We start from the raw sequence: 16,507 nt of genomic DNA, 5'->3' as shown, positions 1-16,507 counted from the left end.
CGGGATAATTGGCTCGCAAGGTTGCCAAGCGGCCCAATCGACGCCACTACCGGCACCGTTGCTGAATTTGCGCCACCCTAACAGGGGATGCGGGCGCATGTCTTGAGAGGAGTTGGCCTTGATGGCTCGCAAGTTCCTGATTTCCCGTATCGCGCTCGCCATCGCCATGGGCGGCGGCATGGCAGCGGCAGTTGTCGCGCCGACCACGGCTTATGCAGCCAAGGGCGGTTCATTCTCCAAGCCGTTCCAAGCGGCTGCAGCACCCATCGACAAGCTGCTAACCGAAAAGAAGGAAGACCCTGCCGTCAAGGCGGCGGCCGACAAGGCGCATGCCGCCACCACCGATGCTGCCAAGGCTGCGGCCAAGGCGGAAGTCGATGCGGCGCTCGGCGGCATCCTTGCCAAGCTCAGCGCATCGGGCGCGGTCGCGACCACCGGCATGGACAAGGTCAAGCAGGGCGAGATGACCCGCAGCGTCGGCGTCATGATGAACGATCTCAAGATGCAGCACGATGGGCTCGTGATGATGTACGAGAGCGGCGCGCTTCAGCCCGAAACCTCGGGCCAGGTGGTGTTCCTCGCCGGCGTGACTTCGTACCAGAGTGGCGACTATGCCGATTCGGCGAAGTGGTTCAAGATTGCGAACGATGCCGGCTACAAGGACCAGCAGGGCCTGCTCCCGGCGCTGCTTGCCGACAGCTACAAGCGCTCGGGCAACACCACGGCCGCGCTCGACATGGTGAAGACCGAAATCGCCAACGCCAAGGCGACCGGCACGAAGCCGGCCGAAACCTCGATCCGTTCGGCGCTGCAGGCGGCCTATGACGCCAAGAGCCTGCAGGATTCGGCTGAATATGGCGCGATGCTCGCGCAGAGCTATCCTTCGGCGGATAGCTGGAACGTGGCGATCTCGATTGTCCGCCAGCTTGCCTCGCTGCCCAAGCAGCAGAACGTCGATATCATGCGGCTGATGTTCGCCACGGGATCGATGAAGGATCGCCGCGACTATATCGAGTATCTGGAAAACGCCGATCCGCGTGGCTATCCGGGTGAAGCCGTCAAAATCATGAATGACGGCTTGGCCAAGGGCAAGCTGTCCGCCGCCGACGTTCCCGACAAGGCGAACGCAACGTCGCGCATTGCGGCCGACAAGGCTTCGATCGCGAGTTCGGAAACGGCCGCCAACAAGCCGGGTGCCTCGGTGGCTTCAGTCACCAGCACCGCCGACGTGCTGCTGAGCTATGACGAGTATGCCCGCGCCGAAACGCTCTATGCCAAGGCGATCGGCATGCCCGGCGTTGATGCCAACAAGGTCGCGCTGCGGCTTGGCATGGCGCAGGCGATGCAGGGCAAGACCGCCGATGCACAGGCGAACCTCGCCAAGGTCAGCGGCCCGCTTGCCGCCGTCGCCAAGCTGTGGTCGGCCTATGCCGCCACCAAGGGCAGCGCACCGGCCTGATCGGGCGCTCAGGTAAAGAAAAAGGGGGCGACGGCTCGGTGCCGTCGCCCCTTTTTCGTGCCCGGCCGGGAAAAGCCGGATCAGGAAATCGGACCGAACTGCCCGGTTTCCTCATCCATCAGGTGCAGAACCCCGTCCGAGATCGCGAAGAATGCCCCGCGCAGCTTGAGCTCGCCCTTGCCCACCTTGCGGCGGATGCAGGGGAACGTCATCAGGTTATCAAGGCTGACTTGGACCGCCGCCTGTTCCATCTGGCGTTCGGCCGAGCGACCTTCGGTGCCGAATTCCGCCGCTACCGGCTCGCGCGCTTCGTCAAGCAGGGCGATCCAGTCGGCGATGAAGCCGCCTTCACCGGGCTCGTTGCCGCGCAGCTCCTGCGTCAGCGCCGCCTTGCAGCCACCGCACATGCCGTGGCCCATGACCACGATTTCCTTGACCTTGAGCACCTGAACCGCAAATTCCAGCGCCGCCGAGACGCCGTGATGGCCCGGCGTCGTCTCGAACGGCGGCACCAGCGCGGCCACGTTGCGCACCACGAAGATCTCGCCCGGGCTGACGTCGAAGATCTGCGTCGGGTCCACGCGGCTGTCGGAGCAGGCGATGATCATCACTTCGGGCTGCTGCCCCTCGCCCAAGGTTGCCCAGCGTTCGCGATGCGGCGTCCACCCGGTGTCACGGAAGCGGCGGTAACCGTCGAGCAGATGGGCGAGCGTGGAACTGGATTGCTCAGTCATGGTCAGGGGGTCCTCACTGTGCCGTTTGCAACTTTGGACTTCCCATAGCCGGGATATTCGCACTGGCAAGCGAGCGGTGATGCGATTATCTGGCACCCATGAACGATCTTTCCTCCCCGCCCGCACCAGAAGGTTCCCCGCCCCGTCAGCGAAAGCCGGACTGGATTCGCGTCAAGGCACCCACCAGCGCGGGATATGGGCAGACGCGGCAGTTGATGCGCGATCTCAACCTCAACACGGTTTGCGAGGAAGCGGCCTGCCCCAATATCGGCGAATGCTGGACCAAGAAGCACGCCACTGTGATGATCCTGGGCGATACCTGCACCCGGGCCTGCGCTTTCTGCAACGTCAAGACCGGGATGCCCGGCCGCGTCGATCCGCTGGAACCGGCGCATACCGCGGAAGCGGCGGCCAAGCTGGGGCTTGAACACATCGTCATCACCTCGGTCGATCGTGATGATCTGCCCGATGGCGGCGCAAGCCAGTTCGTCAAGGTGATCGAGGAACTGCGCCGGACCACGCCGAGCACGACGATCGAAATCCTGACCCCCGATTTCCGGGGCAAGATGCGCCCGGCGATCGAGGCGATCGTGGCGGCGCGGCCGGACGTCTATAATCACAACCTCGAAACCGTGCCGCGGCTCTACCCCACCATCCGGCCCGGCGCGCGCTACTATGCCTCGCTGCGGTTGCTGGAGGAGGTGAAGCGCCACGATCCCACCATCTTCACCAAGTCCGGCGTGATGCTGGGGCTGGGTGAGGAGCGGCTGGAGGTCCATCAGGTGATGGACGACATGCGCTGCGCCGATATCGATTTCCTGACCATGGGCCAGTACCTGCGGCCAACGCCCAAGCACGCGGAAGTGAAGGAATTCGTCACCCCGCAGGCCTTCAACGCCTATGGCGCGATCGCCCGCGCCAAGGGCTTCCTGCAAGTGGCCGCATCGCCGCTGACCCGGTCAAGCTATCACGCCGGAGAGGACTTCGCCCAGATGCGCGCCGCGCGCGAGGCGAAGCTGGGCAGGACGCGCGTCTGACATGCCCGGAATTCACGAGGTTTACCGGTTACCCTACAGCGCCGAGCAGATGTTCGATCTGGTGGCGGACGTCGGCCGCTATCAGGAATTCCTGCCCTGGGTCGTCGCCACCCGGGTGCGATCGGACGACGGGCACGAGATGATCGCCGACATGCTGGTCGGCTTCAAGGCGCTGCGCGAGAAGTTCACCTCGCGCGTCGAGAAACGCCGCGCCGAGGAAATCCGCGTCCACTATGTCGATGGCCCGATGCGCGATCTGGACAACGTATGGCGCTTCCACCCGGTCGATGCGCAGAGCTGCGACGTGGAATTCGACGTGCGTTTCTCGTTCCGCAATGCGCTGTTCGAAAAGCTCGCCGGGCAGTATTTCGACAAGGCGTTCCGCAAGATGGTATCCGCCTTCGAAACCCGCGCCGAGCAGCTTTACGGTCCGAGCAAGAGAGCGGCGGTTACCTGAGGTAACCCGCGAAGAGTTACCTTGAGTTACTGCGGTAACAAAAGGTGACGCAAAGGCTCGTTCGTTTGATCAGCACCACAGGTTCCGAGCAATCCAGCCTTCACGTGCTTGGCTCTGACAGCATTTACCAGTAACCTTGGGAAACTGCAGTCAGGCCTCCGTCGCCGGTGGCAGCAGCATTTCCAGCGCCACCAGCGCCGCGTGCAGGCGGATTTCGCTGCGGTTCGCGCCGGGGATGTGGCGCTGCTCGGCGTTCACTTCCTCGTCACCTCGCGCGGCATAACCGAATACCACGGTGCCCACCGGCTTCAGTTCGGAGCCGCCGTCGGGCCCGGCCACGCCGCTGACCGCCACGGCCACGTCCGCCCGGCTGTGCCGGATCGCTCCTTGCGCCATCGCCCAGGCAGTGGCCGGGGAGACTGCGCCGAAGGCATCGATGATGTCTTCCTGCACTCCCAGCAGTTCCTGCTTCGCCTCGTTCGAATAGGTCACGAAGCCGCGATCGAGCACTGCCGATGATCCCGGAACTTCGGTGATCGCGGCGGAGACGAGCCCTCCGGTGCAGCTTTCCGCCACCGCCAGGGTGCGTCCGATCGCGCGGTTCTCCTCGACCACGCGCGTGGCAAGGGCGATCAGTTCGGGCGGGAAGCAGGTTGTCAGCGCCATGTCAGTCCTTGCAGATGGTGATGCCGGCCGCGCCCTTGGCGGGTTCGGCCTTCTTGCCGACTTCCATGGCCAGCGCGATGACCCCGGCGAGATTTTCGGGCGGCAGCGGTGCCAGCAGGCTCGCGGCGGTATCGATGGTGCTGCACGATGTCAGCGGGATCGCCTGGACCACGATCCCTTCCACTGCAACGTCGAGCAGCTTCTGCAGCGAATCGTCGGGCATCTGGCGGAACACCTGCGCCATCCCCGGATCGCGCGCGCTGCCGACCTTGAGGAACGCCTGCTTGGCCTGCGGCCAATAGCCGGCCTTCTGCGTTTCATAGCGCTGCGCCATGCTGCCGGCATTGGCGGGCAGGAATGACCCGGCGGGCAGGGTGGTCTGACACCGCTTACCGGAACCCCGGATCACTTGCGGCAGCGAATAGGCGACGAGGCCGGTTGCTTCGGTGCGGGTCAGGCATACCGGCGTCGCGGCCTGCGCCATTCCGGGCGCGATGGCGAGCAGCGCCGCGCCGCGCAGGGCGAGCAGACGGTACGAGGAAGTCATGCGTGTATCCTTTCGCTTCAGGCCCGCATCAGGCTGACCGCAGCCTGTGCGGCGATGCCTTCCGAGCGGCCGGTGAAGCCGAGCTTTTCCGTGGTCGTAGCCTTCACGCTGACCAGCGCGGTGTCAACGCCCAGGATCGCCGCCAGGCGGCTGCGCATTGCCTCGCGATGCGGGCCGATCTTGGGCGCTTCGCAGATGATCGTCAGATCGGCATTGCCGAGCCGATAGCCGGCCTGCGCCACAAGCGCGGCGGCATGGGCAAGGAACTGGTGCGAGGCCGCCCCTTTCCACTGCGGGTCCGACGGCGGAAAATGCTGGCCGATATCCCCTGCGCCGATCGCACCGAGCAGTGCATCGACCAGCGCATGGATCGCCACATCGGCGTCGCTGTGCCCTGCAAGCCCGTGGCTGTGGTCGATCCTGACACCGCATAACCACAGCTCGTCCCCCTCGGACAACCGGTGGACATCGTACCCTGTGCCGACCCGAACCAGCGGCGCTTCAGAGCCAAAATCGGAGGCATAAGTCAGCTTGTGCAAGGCTTCGTCTCCTTCGACAAGCGCGATTTCCATACCCCAGGCTTGCGCCACCTGGGCATCGTCGCCGGCGCTGGCACTGGTTTCCCATCCGCGATGGGCGTCAAGGATATCGGCGAAGCGAAACGCCTGCGGTGTCTGCACCCGGCGCAACTGTTCACGCTTCGCCGCAGCGCCCATCATCGCGCCGTGCGAGCCGCGCTCGAAATGGGCCAGGCTGTCCACCACCGGCAGCACCGGGATAGCCGCCTTGCCCCGCTCCAGCGCGGCGAGCAGCCGGGCGATGACACCGGGGGGCACGACGGGGCGGGCGGCATCGTGGATCAGCACCAGATCAGGCGCGCGGGCCACCAGCACTTCAAGCCCCAGCCGTACCGATTCCTGCCGCGTTGTCCCGCCCGCTGTCAGCATGACATCGGGCAGTCCGCGCAAGGCTTCGCGGGCGATCGGGCCGGCATCCTTGGGAATGACGACCAGAACGGGGCGTGCGCCTGCTGCCAGCAGCGCTTCCACCGAATGGCGCACCACCGGCTTGCCCCGCCACGGCGCAAACTGCTTGGGCAGCGGCTGCCCCGCGCGCAGTCCTTGCCCGGCGGCGACGACGATCGCCGCCACGCGGTGGACTTCCCCCGATGGCGTATCGCTCTGGCTGTCCGGTTCGGGAGTGGTGTGGGTCGCCGACATCGGCTTTGCCGGTAATCGCTTGCCCGATCGAGAGCAATCCACTATGCGCTGCCTGTTTTTTAGGCAGCAGTTGCAGAATGACCCAGCCCGCCCAGCCATCCGCCCCCCCGCCGCCGCTCAAGCCGATCCGGATCGGTCCGGTGACGATCGATTGCCCGGTGGTTCTGGCACCGATGACCGGGGTCAGCGACCTGCCGTTCCGCCGCCTGGTGCGCCGTTTCGGCTCCGGCCTCAACGTCACCGAAATGATCGCCAGCCCGGCGGCGATCCGCGAGACGCGGGTCTCGATCCAGAAGGCGATGTGGGACCCGGCCGAAGATCCGGTGTCGATGCAGCTTGTCGGCTGCGATCCGGAGCAGATGGGCGAAGCGGCGAAGCTGGTGGAGGATCGCGGCGCGGCGATCATCGATATCAACATGGGCTGCCCGGTGCGCAAGGTGGTGAACGGCGATGCCGGATCGGCCTTGATGCGCGACCTGCCGCTGGCGACGCGGCTGATCGAGGCGACGGTCAAGGCCGTCAACGTGCCGGTAACGGTCAAGATGCGGATGGGCTGGTGCCACGATAGCCTCAACGCCCCCGAGCTCGCCCGCATCGCCGAGGATCTGGGCGCGAAGATGGTGACGGTCCACGGCCGCACCCGCAACCAGATGTACAAGGGCGATGCCGACTGGGAGTTCGTCCAGGCGGTGAAGCAGGCAGTGACGATCCCGGTTCTGGTCAACGGCGATATCTGCACCCCGGCCGATGCCGCCGCCGCGCTGGTGCAGTCCGGCGCGGACGGGGTGATGATCGGGCGCGGGTCCTATGGTAAGCCCTGGGCGCTGGCGCAGGTCATGCACTGGTGGCGCACCGGCGAACTGATCGACGCGCCGACCATCGGCGAACAGTACCGCGTGATCCGCGAACATTACGAGGCGATGCTGAGCCATTACGGTCGCGAAACCGGTGTCATGATGGCCCGCAAGCACCTTGGCTGGTATATCAAGGGCATCCATGGCTCGGCCGAACTGCGCAACCGGGTGAACTTCATGAGCGATCCAGCCGAGGTGCTGGCCACCCTCGATGCGTTCTACGCGCCTTATGCCGATGCGCCTGCCGACGATTCCGGTTGGCCGGTCAGCCGCGCCGCATGATACGGCCCGTATGAGCACGTCGGCCCGAAACGGCCTTCCCGAACCGTCGCGCCTGCTGGCCAGCCTGCCTCACGCGGTGGTCCTGCTGAACGAGCAGCGGCAGATCGCATCGGTCAACCCGGCCGCCGAACAGTTCTTCCGCCAGTCGCTGCGGCGGCTGACCGGCAGCCGGCTCGACGACCATCTCACTTTCATCGACCCGCGCGTGATCGATCGCTTCAACGATTACGAGACACCGGTTTCCGCGCGCCAGATCGTCGTCAACCTCAAGGGCCGGGGGATGCGGCGGATTGACGTCAACATGGCCCCGGTGGGCGATGCGCCGGGCTGGCAGTTGCTGACGATCCACGACAATAGCGCCACCGAGGCGCTGGGCGACGATTCCGGGGCGGCGGACAGCGCCACCGTGCTGCGCGGGCCCGAGATCATGGCCCACGAGATCAAGAACCCGCTGGCCGGGATACGCGGCGCGGCGCAATTGCTCGCCCGCAAGCTGGACGACAAGGACCGCGCTCTCGCCGATCTGATCACCGCCGAGGTGGATCGCATCGCCACCCTGATCGAACAGATGCAGAAGCTGAGCGGACGCACCGCGCCGCCGGTCGAGCCGTGCAATCTGCACGAGGCGGCACGCCGCGCCATCGACGTCATCACCGCCGGGCGGGGTGAGGGCGGCGCAGCGGTGCGCATCGTCGAGGAATTCGACCCGTCGCTGCCGCTGGTGCTGGGCAGTCCTGACGGGCTGGTCCAGGTCATCATCAACCTCCTGTCCAACGCGCTGGAGGCGTGCCACGGCGTCGAAGGCGCGCGGGTGACCTTGCGCACCCGCTTCGCCAGCGGCCTGCAGCTTCACGCGGCGGACAGCGGACAGCCGGTGCGCCTGCCGATCGAACTGAGGGTCACCGACAACGGGCCCGGCGTCGATCCGTCGCTGCGCGACCATATCTTCGAACCGTTTGTGACCTCGAAGAAATCGGGGCAGGGGCTGGGGTTGCCGCTGGTGCGCAAGCTGGTGCGCGACATGAACGGACGCATCAGCCACGAGCGCGACGACGAGACCGGCCTGACCCATTTCCGCGCGCACCTGCCGCTGGCCAAGGAAACCCGGATGCGCAGTCTCAAGCGGAGGATTTTCTCGTGAGCGTGCTGCTGGTCGAAGACGACATCTCGATCGCCATCGTCATCACCGCCGCGCTTGAAGCGGAAGGGTTCTCGGTCGTCCACTGCGACACCATCGCCCAGCGCGACAGGCTGCTGGCGGAGCGCCGGTTCCAGGCAATGGTAACCGATGTCATGCTGCCTGACGGCGATGGCATCGAGACGCTGGAAGCCGCCCGCGGGCAGGACCCGGACATGCCGATCGTGATCCTCAGCGCCCAGAACACGCTGGACACGGCGGTGCGTGCGACCAGCACCGGGGCGTTCGAATACTTCCCCAAGCCGTTCGATATCGACGAGCTGGCCCGTACCGTGCGCCAGGCAGTGGGTGGATCGGGCAGCCTCGCCGATGTCGATGGCGAACAGGTGGCACCCGGCCTGCCGCTGGTCGGCGGCAGCGCGGCGATGCAGCAGGTTTTCCGCATGATCACGCGGGTGCTGCGCAACGATCTGACCGTCCTCATCACCGGGGAATCGGGCACCGGCAAGGAACTCGTTGCCGAGGCAATCCACGGACTGGGCCAGCGCAAGGACGGCCCGTTCATCGCCGTCAACACCGCCGCGATCCCCGCCGAGCTGATCGAAAGCGAACTGTTCGGGCATGAAAAGGGCGCGTTTACGGGCGCGGTCGCCCGCCACATCGGCAAGTTCGAACAGGCGGCGGGCGGGACGCTGTTCCTTGATGAAATCGGCGACATGCCGGCGCAGGCGCAGACCCGCCTGCTGCGCGCGCTGCAATCGGGCACCGTGCGCCGGGTCGGCGGGCGCGAGGAAGTGCGGCTTGATGTGCGGATCATCGCCGCCACCAACAAGGCGCTCGAACCCGAAATCGCTGCCGGACGGTTCCGCGAAGACCTCTATTACCGGCTCAACGTCGTGCCGATCGAGATGCCGCCCTTGCGCGATCGCAAGGAAGACATCGAGGTGCTGACCCGCCATTTCCTGCAACTGGCCGCGAACGAGGGGCTGCCGCGCCGGCAGCTCACCCCCGATGGTGCCGATCTGCTCAGCCGCCAGCCGTGGCGCGGCAACGTGCGCGAGCTGAAGAACTTCGTCTATCGCCTGGCGCTGCTGGCGCGCGAGGATCTGGTCGATGCCGACAACATCCTACCGCTGCTGCGCAACGAGCAGCCGCAAGGGGCGGGCGAGGGGCCTGTCGATACGAGCATCGATGCCGCAGTCGCGCGCTGGCTCGACATGGCCCGCCCGGCCAACGGCACGATCTATGACGCCGCGCTGGCCGCGCTGGAACGGCCGCTGTTCACGATGGTGCTGCGGGAAACCGGTGGCAACCAGCTTCGCGCGGCGCAGAACCTTGGCATTAACCGCAATACCCTGCGCAAGCGGCTGAGCGATCTGGCCCTTGATCCGGATGCCTTTATCCGGCGCCCCTGATATCCAGCGTCCCTGATGCGCGATTAGCCCTTGCAGTTTGGCCACACCGGTGTTGTAACCACGCCACTATGACTCTCGGTTTTCCCCGGCGGCAAAGCTGGCCGCGCTGGTGGCGGCGGCTGCAGGTCCGCGCTCGCCGGGCGAACTTCTTCGGCCTCCTGGCGATCGTTTCCGTCATCGCCTTCGTGACGATGACGGTCACCACCTGGGTGGCGCTGGCGCGCGGCGGCGAGCAGCACGAACTGCTGTCCTCCAACCTCACCGCCACGCTGCTGGTGGGGACGCTGGTCCCGGCAATGTCGATCCTGGTGCTGTTCGGTCGCTGGCTGGCGCTGCGCCGGGCGGCCGAGCACATGGGCGGCAGCGGCCAGTTGCACGTCCGCATGGTGTTCATCTTCTCGCTCATTTCGGCGGTGCCGACGCTGCTGGTGGTGATCTTCGCGTCCTGGCTGTTCCAGTCGGGCGTCGAGTTCTGGTTTTCCGACAGTTCGCGCGGCTTGCTGGAAAACGCCAACAAGCTGGCGCGCGGTTACTACGAGCAGGCCCAGCGCGATGTCGGTTACGAATCGATATCGATGGCGCAGGATTTCAACACCGTCCTCAGCCAGGAGCCGATCACCAGCCTCGATGTCCGCGCGTTCTATGCCGAACAGGTGGTGCGTCGCAAACTCACCAATTCGGCCGTGTTCCAGCGCTCCCCTGACGGCAAGCTGACCACGCTGGCGGTCGTCGATCCCGAGGGCGACAGCGATGTCGGCCACATCACCGCCGATACCCTGCACCGCCTCGACACCGGTGAGCGGATGGTGGTGACCGCTAACGCCAACCGCATCGACGCCGTTATCCCGATCGATCGCACCGCCGGGGTCTATCTCTACAATTCACGCAGTTCCGATCTGCTGGCGCTGAGCCAGGGGCAGCGCGTGCGCAACATCGTCGAAGCCTATGAGGTGCTGACGAGCCGGGCGCGGGTGCTGCAACTGCGCTTCAACGTCGCGCTGTTCGTGGCCTCGCTGGCGCTGGTCGGGCTGGCGGTGTGGTTCGCGCTGCGCTTTGCCGATCGACAGGTGCAGCCGCTTTACGAACTGGTCGATGCCGCCCGCAAGGTGGGCAGCGGCAATTTCTCGCTGCGCATCGGTGGCCGCACCGGGACGGACGAGATCGGCCAGCTCAACCGCGCCTTCAACCGGATGACGGCGCAGATCGAAAAGCAGACACAGGCGCTGCTGGGGGCGAACCGGCAGTTGCACGAACGCCGCGTGTTCATCGAGGCGGTGCTGGAATCAGTTACCGCCGGGATCGTCTCGCTCGATGCCGAGGGGCGCATCCTGCTGATGAACAGCACCGCGCACAAGCTGCTGAACGACAGCGAGGCGGATGCGGTGGAGGACCGGGCTTTTGCCGATCTTGCTCCCCAGATTGCCGATCTGGTCCAGCAGGGCCGCGATGGCGGCATCGTCCAGTACAATCGCGGCAGCGAACTGCTGACGCTGGCGGTCAAGACGAGCCGTGACGCTACCGGGCACGTCATCACGTTCGAGGATATCACCCGGCAACTGGTGGACCAGCGCACTGCCGCATGGTCCGATGTGGCGCGGCGCATCGCGCACGAGATCAAGAACCCGCTGACCCCGATCCAGCTCGCTACCGAGCGGCTGAGCCGGCGCTATCGCAAGCAGATCACGCAGGATCCTGAGCTGTTCGAGGACCTGACCCGCACGATCATCCGGCAGGTGGGCGATCTGCGCAAGATGGTGGACGAATTCTCCTCGTTCGCGAGGCTGCCCAAGCCGGTGTTCCGCGCTGAAGACCCGGTGGCGCTGACCCGGCAGGCGCTGTTCCTGCAGGAGGTGGCGCGCCCGGACATCGCTTTCGCCTTCACCGGCGATCCGGACCTCGGCAGCATCGATTGCGATCGCCACCAGTTCGGACAGGCGATGACCAACGTCCTCAAGAACGCGGTGGAGGCCATCGAATCCAAGGCGGCGCAGGCGGACGAGGGCTATACCGGCCGGATCACCGTTTCGGTCGAGGGCGGCGAGGAGCGGGGCAACCCTTGCGTCTTCGTGCGCGTGACTGACAACGGCATCGGCCTCCAGCAGGATCGCGAGCGGATCATCGAGCCCTACGTGACCACGCGCGAGAAGGGCACCGGCCTTGGCCTTGCGATCGTCAACAAGATCATCGAGGAACACGGCGGGGAAATGGCCTTCTCGCCCGCCGTCGGTGGCGGCACCTGCGTGACGATGCGGTTCGCGGCCGATCCGCTTGCCGGTGGCCGCAAAGCCGAGGCGGCGGAATGATCTGCCGTGCTTGCTCCAGTCCGATGCCCGCCGCACCCCTTGCGCGACTGACCGTCGCATTTAAAAATTTTCGTTGAAAGACAACCAGATGGCTCTCGAAATCCTCATCGTCGATGATGAACGTGACATTCGCGAACTCGTGGCCGGCGTGCTCAGCGACGAAGGCTACGAATGCCGCACCGCCGGCGACAGCCAAAGCGCGATCGCGGCTGTCGATGCGCGGCGGCCGTCGCTGGTCCTTCTCGATGTATGGCTTCATGGCAGCCCGATGGACGGGCTTGAAGTGCTGGACGCGATCAAGGCGCGCGAACCGGAACTTCCGGTGATCATCTTTTCCGGCCACGGCAATATCGATACCGCCGTCGCCGCGATCGGCCGGGGGGCGATGGATTTCATCGAGAAGCCGTTCGAGACCGAAAAGCTGCTCCACCTCGTCGCCCGCGCCACCGAGACCGAACGGCTGCGGCGCGAGAACGCACAGCTCAAGCAGAACTTCCCGTCGATGGATGCTTTCACCGGCTCCAGCGGCGCGATCAACCAGGTGCGCGCCACGCTCAAGCGGATCGCCAACACCGGCAGTCGGCTGCTGATTTCCGGCCCGGCCGGGTCCGGCAAGGAAGTGGCCGCCCGGCTGCTCCACACCTGGAGCCCGCGCGCGCAGAGCGCCTTCGTCAGCGTCAATTCGGCCCGGATCACGCCCGAACGCTTCGAACAGGAACTGTTCGGGGAAGAGGAGAACGGCGCGCTGGTTCGGCCGGGGCTGCTGGAAATGGCCGATGGCGGCACGCTCTACTTCGACGAAGTGGCCGACATGCCGCTGTCGACCCAGGCGCGCATCCTGCGGGTGCTGACCGACCAGGCATTTGTTCGGGTAGGGGGCTCGCGCCAGATCCGCGTCGATGTGCGGGTGGTGTCCTCCACCTCGCGCGATCTGGAAAAGGAGATCGCCGAGCGGCGCTTTCGCGAAGACCTGTTCTATCGGCTCAACGTCGTGCCTATCGCCATCCCGCCGCTGCGCGAGCGGCGGGAGGATGTGCCGGCGCTGGTCGAGCATTTCTTTGCCCGATACGCCAACGAGCAAGGGGTGCCACCGCCGCAAGTGAGCGCCGAAGCGATGACCGCGCTGCAGGCCTATGAATGGCCCGGCAACGTGCGCCAGTTGCGTAACGTGATCGAACGCACCGTCATCATGGCCCCGCGCGAGAAGCTGCACCTGATCGAGGCGGCAATGCTCCCGCCCGAGATCTTCAACAGCCGGGGCGATGGCGATGCCGGCGTCAGCGTGCTGATGAGCGCCCCTTTGCGCGAAGCGCGTGAGAGCTTCGAACGCGAATACCTGCGTATCCAGATCAGGCGGTTTTCGGGGAACATCTCGAAGACGGCCTCGTTCATCGGCATGGAACGCTCGGCCCTGCACCGCAAACTCAAGCTGCTGGGCATGGTCGAACGGCGGGACGACGAGGTGGACGAAGCGGACTGATGGTCCACCCGGCCCACCTGTCACAATCCCGAGACATTTTTCGCGTTTACTGCACTGCAGCAAATAGCTAGGTTTCGATTCGAGAACGGTTCGGATGAACGCCGAGCCAGAATGCGGCCCGCAAGGGTCGCCAAAAACAGGAGAATATCGATATGGCTGGTCGTACGCTGTCCGCGCGACCCAAACCCGCTCCGGCACCGGAAGAAGTTTCGGCAGCAGAGCCCGTGGCCGCACCTGCGCCGACGGGGAAGGGGCAGAACCTTCAGGATCAGTTCCTGAACCTCCTGCGCAAGAACAAGACCCCGGTCACCATGTTCCTGGTCAAGGGCGTCAAGCTGCAGGGGATTGTCACCTGGTTTGACAACTTCTCGATTCTCCTGCGCCGCGATGGTCAGTCGCAACTCGTCTACAAGCACGCGATCTCGACGATCATGCCGTCGATGCCCGTCGATGCGCGCCAGTTCGGCGGCAGCGCCGATTCGGCCAAAAAGGGCCGCATGCTTCAGGACGTGTTCCTCAGCAGCATCCGCAACGCCGCCGTCCAGGTGACGATGTTCCTCATAAACGGTGTCATGCTCCAGGGCCGGGTTGCCGCCTATGACCTGTTCTGCATGCTGCTGGAACGCGAAGGATACGTCCAGTTGGCGTACAAGCACGCCGTATCCACGATCCAGCCGGTGACCCCGGTTGACCTGCAGTCGCACGAAGTCGAGGAAGATTGAACCGGCCGCAGCATAGCGGCCGGCCGGAGCGGAGTGCCGACAGGCTTTGAACGATGATGTAAAAGGCGAGGTCGCGCGCGGTGCGCGGGCCCTCGTCGTCTATCCGCAAATGCGCAGCCGTGACGCGCGCGGTCATGGCCTCGATCCCGCAGCGCGGGTCGAAGAAGCGCGCGGCCTTGCACTGGCGATCGGCCTTGTCGTGGCCGATGCGCTGGTCGTGCCGGTGCGCGAACCGCGCGCGGGCACCCTGTTCGGCGAAGGCCAGATCGAGAATATCGCCGTGGCCTGCACCATGGGCGAGGCGGAACTGGTCGTCGTCGATGGTTCGCTGACGGCCATCCAGCAGCGCAATCTTGAGGAGAAGCTCAAGCGCAAGGTGATCGACCGCACCGGGCTGATCCTTGAAATCTTCGGCGAACGCGCGGCGACGGCCGAAGGGCGGCTGCAGGTCGAGCTGGCGCATCTCGATTATCAGGCGGGCCGACTGGTCCGAAGCTGGACCCACCTTGAACGGCAACGCGGCGGCTTCGGCTTTCTGGGCGGGCCGGGCGAAACGCAGATCGAGGCGGACCGCCGGATGATCCGCGACCGCATGGCCCGCATCCGCCGCGAACTCGAACAGGTCCGCCGCACGCGCGGCCTCCATCGCGACCGTCGCGAAAAGGCACCTTGGCCGATCGTCGCGCTGGTCGGCTATACCAACGCCGGCAAGTCCACGCTGTTCAACCGCCTGACCGGGGCGGGGGTGTTCGCGCAGGACCTGCTGTTCGCCACGCTGGACCCGACGATGCGCGCGATCCGGCTTCCCGGCGTCGAAAAGGCGATCCTGTCAGACACCGTGGGTTTCATTTCAGACCTGCCGACGCAACTGGTCGCCGCCTTCCGGGCGACGCTCGAGGAAGTGACGGCGGCTGACGTCATCGTCCACGTCCGCGATATCGCCAATCCCGATACCGATGCCCAGAAGCGCCAGGTGCTCGACGTGCTGGCCGACCTCGGGGTGCTGCCCGATGCCACCGAAGACGTTGCGCCGGAAGATCCTTCGGAAGCGATCCCGATCGTCGAGGTGTGGAACAAGTGGGATCTTCTGGGCCTGGCCCATGCCGAACACCTCCGCGAGGCGATCGCCCATCGGCCGGACGAGACGATCGTTCCGGTTTCGGCGATCACCGGTGACGGGTGCGACGATCTGCTGGCCACACTGGGCGAAATGCTGACCCGCGACAGCGCCGTCTACAGCTTCGTGCTGCCGGCGGCCGACGGACAGCGTCTGGCGTTCCTTCATGCGCGCGGCGAAGTATTGTCCGAAGACGATGCGGGAGAGGGCGCCGATGGCCCCCAACTGCGGCTGACGGTCAGGCTGTCCCCCCGCGAACTGGGCCGGTACGGGGCTTTATGAGCGCTCGCCGCGTTTGACTGCCTGCCAGTAGCCTTCCTGTTCATCCAGCGACAGCGCGCCGAAGTCCCTGCCATTATCGCCTGCGAGTTGTTCCATCGCGCGGAACCGGCGTTCGAACTTGGCATTGGCGGCGCGCAGCGCTTCTTCGGCGGATATCCCGTGCAGGCGCACGAAATTGACCGCCGCAAACAGCAGGTCACCGGCTTCTTCCAGACGATCCGGTGGCGCGGCGCTGTCGAGTTCGGCCATTTCCTCGGTGATCTTGTCCGCTGCGCCGCTCGGGTCCGGCCAGTCGAAGCCGACCCGCGCCGCGCGCTTCTGCAGCTTTTCCGCGCGCATCAGCGCCGGCAGGGCCAGAGCGATGCCATCGACCGCGCTGTGTTCGCCCTTGGTCGCGCGTTCTTCGGCCTTGAGCGTTTCCCAGCGTTCCGTCTGGCTTCGCGGGGTCGTGTCTTCGCCAAACAGATGCGGGTGGCGGGCTTCCAGCTTGTCGGCAATCGACCGGGCAACATCGGCGAAAGCGAAATCGCCGGCTTCCTCGGCGATGCGCGCATGGAAGACCACCTGGAGCAACAGATCGCCCAGCTCGTCACGCAGCGCCGGCAGGTCGGCACGGGCAATGGCGTCCGCCACTTCGTAGGCTTCCTCAATCGTGTAGGGAGCGATGGTGGCGAAAGTCTGCACGCGGTCCCATTCGCAACCGCGCTGCGGATCGCGCAGCCGCGCCATGATGCCGATAAGGCGATCGATCTGAGGAACAGGGGCGTCAGTCATGGGCGAACGCTTAACTGGCG

General features: G+C 65.6%; 15 protein-coding genes. 10 read left to right on the top strand and 5 right to left on the bottom strand.

Features of this window, described 5'->3' with window-relative positions:
- Window positions 1-121 precede the first annotated feature (121 nt).
- Complete coding sequence (locus IE122_RS05250; RefSeq protein WP_189620049.1) at window positions 122-1,459, top strand: hypothetical protein; 1,338 nt, start codon at window positions 122-124, stop codon at window positions 1,457-1,459.
- A gap of 80 nt (window positions 1,460-1,539) precedes the next feature.
- Here IE122_RS05250 and IE122_RS05245 read toward each other — a convergent pair whose 3' ends face one another.
- A complete protein-coding gene (locus IE122_RS05245) occupies window positions 1,540-2,193 on the bottom strand; it encodes a carbonic anhydrase (RefSeq protein ID WP_189620048.1) in 654 nt (217 codons plus the stop codon).
- A 98-nt stretch (window positions 2,194-2,291) separates the two neighbouring features.
- Between IE122_RS05245 and lipA the strand changes: the two genes are divergently transcribed.
- Both lipA and IE122_RS05235 read left to right on the top strand, forming a co-directional pair.
- Entirely contained in the window at window positions 2,292-3,230 is a 939-nt protein-coding gene (gene lipA, locus IE122_RS05240; protein WP_189620047.1) for a lipoyl synthase, read from the top strand.
- A gap of 1 nt (window position 3,231) precedes the next feature.
- Complete coding sequence (locus IE122_RS05235) at window positions 3,232-3,687, top strand: type II toxin-antitoxin system RatA family toxin (RefSeq protein WP_189620046.1); 456 nt, start codon at window positions 3,232-3,234, stop codon at window positions 3,685-3,687.
- 150 nt (window positions 3,688-3,837) lie between these two features.
- Here IE122_RS05235 and IE122_RS05230 read toward each other — a convergent pair whose 3' ends face one another.
- The 3 genes from IE122_RS05230 to IE122_RS05220 are packed head-to-tail and all read right to left on the bottom strand — an operon-like array spanning window position 3,838 to window position 6,120.
- A complete protein-coding gene (locus tag IE122_RS05230) occupies window positions 3,838-4,353 on the bottom strand; it encodes a CinA family protein (RefSeq protein ID WP_189620045.1) in 516 nt (171 codons plus the stop codon).
- A gap of 1 nt (window position 4,354) precedes the next feature.
- Complete coding sequence (locus tag IE122_RS05225) at window positions 4,355-4,900, bottom strand: hypothetical protein (RefSeq protein WP_189620044.1); 546 nt, start codon at window positions 4,898-4,900, stop codon at window positions 4,355-4,357.
- A gap of 17 nt (window positions 4,901-4,917) precedes the next feature.
- Window positions 4,918-6,120, bottom strand: a complete 1,203-nt coding sequence (locus IE122_RS05220; protein WP_189620043.1) for a bifunctional 2-C-methyl-D-erythritol 4-phosphate cytidylyltransferase/2-C-methyl-D-erythritol 2,4-cyclodiphosphate synthase — start codon at window positions 6,118-6,120, stop codon at window positions 4,918-4,920.
- Window positions 6,121-6,197: 77 nt separating this feature from the next.
- Here IE122_RS05220 and dusB point away from each other — a divergent pair, with 77 nt between their 5' ends.
- The 7 genes from dusB (at window position 6,198) to hflX (ending at window position 15,713) form a co-directional block, all read left to right on the top strand.
- The gene (dusB, locus tag IE122_RS05215; protein WP_189620042.1) at window positions 6,198-7,256 is read left to right on the top strand and encodes a tRNA dihydrouridine synthase DusB; all 1,059 of its coding nucleotides are present in this window, start codon (window positions 6,198-6,200) and stop codon (window positions 7,254-7,256) included.
- A gap of 10 nt (window positions 7,257-7,266) precedes the next feature.
- Window positions 7,267-8,397, top strand: coding sequence for a two-component system sensor histidine kinase NtrB (locus tag IE122_RS05210; protein ID WP_189620041.1), 1,131 nt, complete (start codon window positions 7,267-7,269; stop codon window positions 8,395-8,397).
- Complete coding sequence (locus tag IE122_RS05205; protein ID WP_189620040.1) at window positions 8,394-9,809, top strand: sigma-54-dependent transcriptional regulator; 1,416 nt, start codon at window positions 8,394-8,396, stop codon at window positions 9,807-9,809. The genes IE122_RS05210 and IE122_RS05205 overlap by 4 nt, the downstream gene beginning before the upstream one ends.
- Before the next feature lie 68 nt (window positions 9,810-9,877).
- Complete coding sequence (locus tag IE122_RS05200; RefSeq protein ID WP_229813777.1) at window positions 9,878-12,112, top strand: sensor histidine kinase; 2,235 nt, start codon at window positions 9,878-9,880, stop codon at window positions 12,110-12,112.
- A gap of 88 nt (window positions 12,113-12,200) precedes the next feature.
- Window positions 12,201-13,592, top strand: coding sequence for a nitrogen assimilation response regulator NtrX (gene ntrX / locus IE122_RS05195; RefSeq protein WP_189620039.1), 1,392 nt, complete (start codon window positions 12,201-12,203; stop codon window positions 13,590-13,592).
- Between the two features lie 152 nt (window positions 13,593-13,744).
- A complete protein-coding gene (hfq, locus tag IE122_RS05190) occupies window positions 13,745-14,314 on the top strand; it encodes an RNA chaperone Hfq (RefSeq protein ID WP_189620038.1) in 570 nt (189 codons plus the stop codon).
- Between the two features lie 46 nt (window positions 14,315-14,360).
- Window positions 14,361-15,713, top strand: coding sequence for a GTPase HflX (gene hflX, locus IE122_RS05185; protein ID WP_189620037.1), 1,353 nt, complete (start codon window positions 14,361-14,363; stop codon window positions 15,711-15,713).
- On the opposite strand, the gene mazG is transcribed toward hflX, so the two are convergent.
- The gene (gene mazG / locus IE122_RS05180) at window positions 15,708-16,487 is read right to left on the bottom strand and encodes a nucleoside triphosphate pyrophosphohydrolase (RefSeq protein WP_189620036.1); all 780 of its coding nucleotides are present in this window, start codon (window positions 16,485-16,487) and stop codon (window positions 15,708-15,710) included. The two genes, hflX and mazG, sit on opposite strands and share 6 nt — an antisense overlap.
- Window positions 16,488-16,507: the final 20 nt, after the last annotated feature.

It is taken from the genome of Novosphingobium colocasiae, from assembly GCF_014652555.1.
GTDB classification, from domain to species: Bacteria; Pseudomonadota; Alphaproteobacteria; order Sphingomonadales; family Sphingomonadaceae; genus Novosphingobium; species Novosphingobium colocasiae.
Note: the sequence above shows the minus strand (reverse complement) of the source record. Positions and strands in the feature narration are given on the sequence as shown.

What these genes read in the sequence shown, in the direction of transcription:
- IE122_RS05250 (WP_189620049.1), top strand. Translation starts at nt 122, where the DNA reads ATGGCTCGCAAGTTCCTGATTTCCCGTATCGCGCTCGCCATCGCCATG.
- IE122_RS05245 (WP_189620048.1), bottom strand. Translation starts at nt 2,193, where the DNA reads ATGACTGAGCAATCCAGTTCCACGCTCGCCCATCTGCTCGACGGTTAC.
- lipA (WP_189620047.1), top strand. Translation starts at nt 2,292, where the DNA reads ATGAACGATCTTTCCTCCCCGCCCGCACCAGAAGGTTCCCCGCCCCGT.
- IE122_RS05235 (WP_189620046.1), top strand. Translation starts at nt 3,232, where the DNA reads ATGCCCGGAATTCACGAGGTTTACCGGTTACCCTACAGCGCCGAGCAG.
- IE122_RS05230 (WP_189620045.1), bottom strand. Translation starts at nt 4,353, where the DNA reads ATGGCGCTGACAACCTGCTTCCCGCCCGAACTGATCGCCCTTGCCACG.
- IE122_RS05225 (WP_189620044.1), bottom strand. Translation starts at nt 4,900, where the DNA reads ATGACTTCCTCGTACCGTCTGCTCGCCCTGCGCGGCGCGGCGCTGCTC.
- IE122_RS05220 (WP_189620043.1), bottom strand. Translation starts at nt 6,120, where the DNA reads ATGTCGGCGACCCACACCACTCCCGAACCGGACAGCCAGAGCGATACG.
- dusB (WP_189620042.1), top strand. Translation starts at nt 6,198, where the DNA reads ATGACCCAGCCCGCCCAGCCATCCGCCCCCCCGCCGCCGCTCAAGCCG.
- IE122_RS05210 (WP_189620041.1), top strand. Translation starts at nt 7,267, where the DNA reads ATGAGCACGTCGGCCCGAAACGGCCTTCCCGAACCGTCGCGCCTGCTG.
- IE122_RS05200 (WP_229813777.1), top strand. Translation starts at nt 9,878, where the DNA reads ATGACTCTCGGTTTTCCCCGGCGGCAAAGCTGGCCGCGCTGGTGGCGG.
- ntrX (WP_189620039.1), top strand. Translation starts at nt 12,201, where the DNA reads ATGGCTCTCGAAATCCTCATCGTCGATGATGAACGTGACATTCGCGAA.
- hfq (WP_189620038.1), top strand. Translation starts at nt 13,745, where the DNA reads ATGGCTGGTCGTACGCTGTCCGCGCGACCCAAACCCGCTCCGGCACCG.
- mazG (WP_189620036.1), bottom strand. Translation starts at nt 16,487, where the DNA reads ATGACTGACGCCCCTGTTCCTCAGATCGATCGCCTTATCGGCATCATG.